Raw genomic sequence first — 7468 nt, 5'->3', positions numbered from 1 at the left:
TCGAGGGCATGGATACATTATAGAGAAACTAGAGGCAAGAAACTAGAAACAAGAATAAAAGAAAAAAATACGGAGATTTTGTTATAATTGGGGCATGAGTGAGTTTGTCAGTCATACTCCTGAAGATTTATCAAAGAAACCAAATTTACAGGATAGGGTGGATAAAGTTGCCGATTTAGTTGGTAATTTAATGGGTACTAGCAATGCTGATGAAGAGGCGTGGATAAAACGGGCTGGCATTTTTCAGCAAATTCAAACTGAGGTAGGATATGGTTTTCGAAACGCAGGAGATCTTTTGTTGGTACAAGATGACGATAGAAAGACGGAAAAACAGAAAGAATTAGCGAAAGAGGCAGAAGAACTTTTAGTTTTGGGGACGGCCAAGGCTTTGATTGGGGGTAGCAATGAAGATAAAGAGGCAATAGGAGTGGGAAGTATAATGAAAATAAAAGAAAGATTGCCAGAGGAATTGAATGGTTTAGAAAAGAAAGTAAGAGATTCCATAATAGATGAACCTGAAATCCAAAAAATATTAGATCCTTTAGACATAGTTAGAAAAAGGGTAGCTAAGGCAGGAGAAACAGGACAGAAGGTTTTAGAAGACCAAATAAATAAGGCACTAGAGAAATTGATATTATTGGAAGTTGACAGCACGAAAGAGGATCAGTTGGGAATGGTGGTGGAATGGTTGGGTAGGGAAAAAGAGGGTGGACTAGAGGAAAAAAATCGAGTCGGCTATAACAGAGGAAATGATAATTATAGAAGTGAGAGCGAAGATGTTGGCGAGATTCAAGATGATGGGGTTCCAGAAATATTAGAGGGGTTGGAAGACATCGATAGCGAAGCCCGGCAGCTTGCACAGGTAAGAAAAGTTTTAGACATGATTGAAAGCCAAAGAGATATCGACAATATTTATAAGGCTGGAGGTTGGATTAGTGCTTTGGAAACAAAAATAGAATCAATGTATCCCAAGGTGGCCTTAGAAGTTAATTCTAGATTAAAACTAAAACATTGTGATTATTTTATGAAATTGAGTGCGGGTTGGATTTACAGAGAAGGGGGTTTGACTATGTCTGGTGCGGCAGATGCGCTTCAAAGTAGGGGGAGAGAACTCGGAAGAGAGGAAATTAGGTTTTTGTTTAATCCTGACGGGGCAAATGGTATACCTGTGTCTGTCGCGTGGGATAGCCTACAAGAGGCCAACTATAATTATGAAAACTTATTAAGTGAAATGATGGCTTCTATAGAAGCAGGTCAATTTGATATTGGCGGGTCTAGTAAAGATGGTCGGAAGAGACAAGAGATAATTAATCGCATTATTGCACACAGGGAGCATAATTTGATGATAAAAAGAGACAATGATCCAGAGCTTGGTGATATAAAAGTTAACTATTATGCAGATAGTGGTGCAGTAAAAGAAATGGCGAGAGAATATTTGATTACCAAGTTGTCTGGGGATGGTTTTTTTAGAAATTCGACTATAAGTCAGGAAGAAAAAAAGAATATTTCTGAAAAAGCAATATATTTAGCTGAAAGTTTAGCGGTGGCTACACAAGAGGTAGCTGTTTGGAATAGGGGAACCCTAGTAGGTAACAATGAGTTGGCTGATATGATAGGTATTAGCTACTGGAGAGGTGATAGGGATCAGAAAGGTCGTCCTGTTGGGCCAAGATTTCATTTGAATTTGATTGACAATATTGGGGCAACAAGTTGGTTGAGATACACTGTTTCTTTGAAATCGGATGATAGAATTCTTCCAAAAGAACATCTAAAAGCTTCCCAGGTATACGATAATATAGATAATTTCGTTGATGGTGGTTACCAATATTTTTTTAGTGTATTTATAAGCGGTAAAATATTTCCATTGTTTGGTTTGTTAAAAGACCGTGTTCCTCTGCCTAAGGATATAAATCATGAGTTTTTGAAAAAAGCGGTTGATTACTTTAATAAGGCTGATCCACCGATGAGCGTTTTAGTTGTTGATAAGGAAAAGGATTTATATGTGCCAATAATTCATGATCGTGAGAAAAGGATGAAGTATGCTCAGCTCGATGGGGAAAGAAAAATGATAGGTTCTCTGGATAGAAAAGAATATGTTGATTTTGGTAAGGAGAGAGTTTCTTTTGTTGATAATAAAAACGACGAAATTACTGATCCTGATGGAGTAAGATTGAAAGTTCAGAAAGTAAATGGGGAAAAATATGTTATTTATAATGGAAGGCGTTATGAGGTTAATAGTGGTGATTTGCCTAAAAGAGTAAATTTGGGCGGGCGTGATTATGAGATAACGAAGGCAAAAACGGGCCCAGAACATTTGAAAGTCTTGTGGCTGGCTGGAGTGGTTCAAATGGCGACGACAAATTCTCTACTAGATTGGAATTTGGATTCAATTAGGGAATTGGGGAGAATGGCTAGTGAACAGGAGTTGTCTCCTGAAGCGGGAACTTTTATAACAAAAAGACAGTGGAACGAAATAATGGAGAGGTTAGATGTGTATAAAGCAATGAGAAAATTGCAACGACAAAGAAGGATTAGGGGTAGTAGACAGAAAGATTTTATAAGAGAGGCTTAAAAAAGAAAGGATTTTAACCCCAACTAAAACCTGTTTTATGGTTTTTACTGATATCAGATTTTTGTTTTTTTGTTTCTTTGTTTTTTTTATCCATGGATTAAATTAATTTGAAAAGCCACTTTTGTTTTCCTCGCTTGATCGTTCTGCAGCTGGCTCTGGGTTTGATTTACGTTTACCAAAACCTACCCTTGTGCTAACTTCCGTAAATTTATCTTTCACTGGTCCTTGAACGTACTTAGAAACTATTTCTGTACCGGCCTTTTCAACACCAGCTTGTGTGGTTTTGATGGCTCCGCCAATAATGGGAGCATTTTTAAGATTTAGGTTTTCACCAATAGCTTTGCCGAAGTCGGCGCCTTTCATATTCTTTATTGCGGCAGGAATAAGGTCGGGAAGTTTGCTCATAAGAGATAGACAAACGAGACCAAGGGCGGCGCCCAAGGATACATATGCTCTATCTTGGTGAGAGAATAGACGGGTAGCATCGATAAGTCCCGGCATCCATAAAGAACCTCCTGCTTGAGCTCCTTTTTCAAAGACATCGACAATTACGTTTGCAAGAACAATAAAAATAGCGACGACGGGGAAAGTAATGGCATTGGAGAGAATGTCTATAAACCAGCTAGAAAAATTCGTTTTAGAGTTTGGAATACTTCCCATACCGATTTCTAAAGGAGCAATAATGATCTTAAAAAGAATCATAAGGTAACATTTGAGTAAACCAAAAAACAATTTTATTGACCAAATAAAGACAAGAATGGAGGTAATTAGGGGTAAAATGGCTCCACCGATACCGCCCGATAAATCACCCATGAAACCAACAGTAATTTTGCCAATTAATTTTCCAAGGAAAACGCCAGTGGTAAGACGTGGGGATAATCTTCGAGCCAGACCTCTAAATATTTTTGCATCCATGTTTGTAAGAGAAGAAAAACTATAGTCGAGAGTGGGATATTTTACGAAAAGCTTTTGAATATCATCCCAAAGTCCGTTTATCCAGGTTTGGTGCCAAAATTGACTTTCAAAAAGATAATCGGTGGTAAGATTTTTGCCACTGGCTGAAAAAAGAGCAGACATGAATATTCCCTGAATCAGATTGGTAAAATCGATAATTAATCCAGCAATGGCATAAGAAAAGGTGACCAATATTAGAGTGGTAATAATTTGGGGGATTGCACTTTGGAGAGTGATTACTGCTTGAGGGCTGACTTTGACCCGGAGAATAATCATTAGGCCAACGATTATGAATAGTAACGTGGCTAAAACGTAGACGATATTTCTAAACGAGCGCCATATGGGAAGTAAAAACTGTAATTGTTGAAAAGTACTGTCTTGGGCATAAACAGGTTTTCCTAAAAAATTATCCTTAACTTGGGCTAAATACTCAATGCCAGAAGCTGGGGGAGTATAAAGGGAGGCGATACGCTGGTTGACATCACCGATAGCACCACCAGGAGAATAAGAAATCTCTTCCTCTTCACCACTTTCCATAGAATCAAATACCTCTTCAGGCACAGAACCATTTAGACCAAGGAAAAGAGCGGTGAAATTGCTTCCCATAGCTTCGTTGGTCCATGATTCAAGACCAGTGTTTTCTTGTATGGCCTTTTGCTTTTGAAGAATAATATTGTTTCTACTTGCGGGAGCGCCTGTAGGAGTTGGTTCATTTTGAGCAAGGGTAGGAATAGAAGAGAAGGAGAAGAAGAGTAGGAGAAGGAAAAGAAAAATTTTTTTAAAGGTGGGGCTACCCATAAGATTATTTTAACAAATATTTACCAATTTGATGGACGAAGAAGTGAACGCATAACTTGGTACATTTTGTCGGAACGATAGCCGGGGTCGACAATAGGAGCATTGCCGTTTGCAGAGGATTTACTGGAAAAACTTTCCTCTAGTAGTTTGTTGTCTTCAATTACCTTTGAAGGGAGCATGTTTGAATAGGCTTGTTCGCTGATTTTGACATTATTTTCAATTTGCTTGTCGTAGGTGCTAGCGGTGTGATTTGAATAACTTTTTGAAAAACTCTCGCCCGGAGCGAGATGTTTAATTAGTCCTTTTACGAAGGCAGAAATGTTTAATTCTTGGGGTACGTCCCGGCTAGTCAAGGGACTAATGGTAGTATCATCACAAATATCGGTATTTTCCAAGGATTTTTGATTGCTGGGACTGACAAAAGATAAGGTATTGGCGTTGGGAGAATAGGCGGAAGCGGCGTTTGGTAAAGTCCGATCATAGGTTTCATCGCGTGGGTTAGTGGCGGTTTCAGTATTCATGTCCCAACCATAATAATTGGTAATGGTTACTTTACTATTGACGTTACCTTTGGGGATGAAATTGAGCTGTTTGTAGAATAGTAAATAATCCTCTTTGGGGAGGGGAACGAAACTTTTTCCATTGGAACGATGGGAATAACAACCATAGCTACCACAAGAACCGCTATAATGAGCGAGAACCGGGGTGAGAATGTTTGGGGGGAAATTTTCAGGTTCAGAATCAGGTTTGGGATAATACAGTTTTTCGTTTTGAAGGCCAAAAACAAGTTCACTGAGATAAACCGGACGGCAAGAAGAAGTGTCGGTGGCGGAATTTAGTTCTTGGCAGGTACCTTGGCAATCCCAGACAAGTTGGTAATCTTGGGCAACGGTGTCTAGTTGTTCACTTTCGTTGAGAGAATTGGTGGCTTCGACGAGGAATTGGCTTCGATAGTAATTAATTTGATTGCTTGGCAAGGAACGGAGAGAAGCGCTGGTACCATTCATTTCCAGACTGTTAAAAGTCCTGTTGGCAGCAGCTTGAGTGCACTTGATAGCACCTCTAGCAAAAAATGATTGAAAGTTTCGGTAATATTCATTTGAAATATTTTTTAAATCCAGGTTACCATTTAAGTTTTCGGCATCTTGAGGAACTTCGGTGGTACCAATTTTGTTGCCATTTTCATCAAAGATATCTTCAGTTTTTGGAGACCAGCTGTTGGAGACGACGGTTTCGCCATTGCAGGTTTTGGTGTTGTTCTTTAATGTATTTGAGTAACTATCATCGCTGGGAATTTCAGGGGCAACTGCCTTGTTTGGGGCTTTTCGAGTGGCGTTTTTGATTTGAGTCGGTGGAAAAAGAAGATCCCAGAGAGAAAAAGCGTGGGCGGTTTTAGGGAAAGAGAAACAAGAGGCGAGAAACAAGAAACAAGAAACAATAAAAACTTTTTTCATTAGCCGGGAATTTGAAAAATGGTAACATTTACGCCAGTGAAATCCTGAATGAATTTTAGGATTAACCAAGAGGCGATGATACCGACCAGTCCAAGAATGGCCATGGTGAGAGTGGAGGAGGCAGAAGCAACTGATTTTTCATTGCCGCCAGAAGTGAGATATTTGAAACCTCCACTGATGAACATATAAAAAAAAGCTAAGCCAGCAAGAATAACAATAACCTGGAGAATGTTGTAAAAAAGACATTCGATGCCCTGAATAGTGGCAACATCACCATATTGAACACAACGGTTTCCCCATTCTTTGGGTGCGGCATAGGTAGGAGAAGCCAAAAAGAGAGAAGCAGTAAATAGTAAATAGCAAATAGTTATAAATAGTTTGTTCATGTAATCATTATAGTATAAATCAAAACCCCCTTCGATTAACGCAGGGGGTTTTATAAGTTGACTTAGAAACTTAGCGGTTGAATGTAGGAATAGAGATACCGCCGAGAAGTTTGACTCCAAAAATAGTTTCGACAAGTTTCATAATGGCGAAAGCAGCAAAGACGATGACCAAGCCAACAAGGGCATTGGTAATTTGACCACGAGCCTCGCCGACTTTCTTTTCGTCACCGCCAGCCATGACCCATTTTAGGCCACCAAAAATAAGCATGAAGAAAAAGACAATGGCGACTCCTAACATAGCCAATGAGATGGCGCCGGAAACTATTCCGCCAATGGTAATAGAAGTTACCTCCTTACCAAATTCTGGCCCTGGTTCAATTTTTATTGTCTCTTGGGCATAAATAGGAGCAGCTATAAGAGCGAAGGACAGTTTTTCTTTGATTTTTGAAAACATATTGAAATTTTTAAAATATAATTAATAAATTCTAACAATTAAAAGTAAAAAGTTAAAGAGTAGGCAGGCTTAGAGTAAGATTTTCTAAATTGTTGATGCCTAAAATATAACCAACAAATTTGAGAAGGGCAAAAACCACGAAAATGACAAGAATACCTATAAAGGCGTTAGTAAGCTGGTCTTTAGCTGATTCAATTTTTTTGGGATCGCCTTGGCTGTTTATGAAATGATAACCTGCCATTACTACGTGCCAGACAAAATAAAGAACACCAACTATCAGGAAAATGGAAAAAACAGCCTGAATGACATTGTTGGTATAAACAGTTGGATTTTCGGTTTGTTGCTGACAATTTTTTATAAGAGGGTTGCAGATAGCCATAAAATTATAAATCCATTCCTTTAAAAATGGGTTCAAGGTCGAAGGGGTTGCTTAGTCCCAATAATTTGGATAAGAGAGCGGTAAGGCCCACAGCAATGACGACAATAAATAATCCTAAAACTCCATTGGTTAATTTGGAACGATTTTCTTCGAGCTTTTTTTCATCTCCTTGTGCTCCAATCATACCTAATCCAGCAAAAATTATTTGAAGAGTGAACCAAATAACGGCAACCAGAGTTAGAATGCCAATAAAATTACTGATTAATTTTTCAAGAGTGGCAACGGGGGTGCCGTTTTGGTTGGGATCAATGCCGGGCCCAGTGAGTTTGTAGGTAGTTTTTTGAGAAATTAAATTGATTTGTTTCATGATGGGGAATTAATAGGACCTTGGATGGTGGGATTGATAATATCAATACCGGTAAGACGGCCAACAATACCAGCGATTAGAAAGGCGGAGGCGACGATGATGAG

At 38.9% G+C, this 7468-nt stretch carries 7 protein-coding genes; 1 reads left to right on the top strand and 6 read right to left on the bottom strand.

Annotation, left to right across the window (positions count from 1 at the left end):
* Positions 1 to 94 precede the first annotated feature (94 nt).
* Positions 95 to 2572, top strand: a complete 2478-nt coding sequence (locus PLK24_RS04975; RefSeq protein WP_324476881.1) for a hypothetical protein — start codon at positions 95 to 97, stop codon at positions 2570 to 2572.
* A 102-nt stretch (positions 2573 to 2674) separates the two neighbouring features.
* Here the strand turns inward: PLK24_RS04975 and PLK24_RS04970 are convergent, their stop codons facing one another.
* The 6 genes from PLK24_RS04970 to PLK24_RS04945 all read right to left on the bottom strand — a co-directional run bounded on the left by PLK24_RS04970 (position 2675) and on the right by PLK24_RS04945 (position 7364).
* The gene (locus PLK24_RS04970; RefSeq protein ID WP_324476880.1) at positions 2675 to 4324 is read right to left on the bottom strand and encodes a hypothetical protein; all 1650 of its coding nucleotides are present in this window, start codon (positions 4322 to 4324) and stop codon (positions 2675 to 2677) included.
* A 20-nt stretch (positions 4325 to 4344) separates the two neighbouring features.
* Positions 4345 to 5778, bottom strand: coding sequence for a hypothetical protein (locus PLK24_RS04965; RefSeq protein WP_324476878.1), 1434 nt, complete (start codon positions 5776 to 5778; stop codon positions 4345 to 4347).
* Complete coding sequence (locus PLK24_RS04960; protein WP_324476876.1) at positions 5778 to 6164, bottom strand: pilin; 387 nt, start codon at positions 6162 to 6164, stop codon at positions 5778 to 5780. The genes PLK24_RS04965 and PLK24_RS04960 overlap by 1 nt, the downstream gene beginning before the upstream one ends.
* A gap of 70 nt (positions 6165 to 6234) precedes the next feature.
* Positions 6235 to 6618, bottom strand: a complete 384-nt coding sequence (locus tag PLK24_RS04955) for a hypothetical protein (RefSeq protein WP_324476874.1) — start codon at positions 6616 to 6618, stop codon at positions 6235 to 6237.
* 52 nt (positions 6619 to 6670) lie between these two features.
* The gene (locus tag PLK24_RS04950; RefSeq protein ID WP_324476872.1) at positions 6671 to 6997 is read right to left on the bottom strand and encodes a hypothetical protein; all 327 of its coding nucleotides are present in this window, start codon (positions 6995 to 6997) and stop codon (positions 6671 to 6673) included.
* A gap of 4 nt (positions 6998 to 7001) precedes the next feature.
* Positions 7002 to 7364, bottom strand: coding sequence for a hypothetical protein (locus PLK24_RS04945; RefSeq protein WP_324476870.1), 363 nt, complete (start codon positions 7362 to 7364; stop codon positions 7002 to 7004).
* Positions 7365 to 7468 lie beyond the last annotated feature (104 nt).

Origin of the sequence: Atribacter sp. (assembly GCF_035418125.1) — a bacterium.
Lineage (GTDB): Bacteria > Atribacterota > Atribacteria > Atribacterales > Atribacteraceae > Atribacter > Atribacter allofermentans.
The sequence above is the reverse complement of the archived record's forward strand: the minus strand, read 5'-3'. Positions and strand labels throughout refer to the sequence as shown.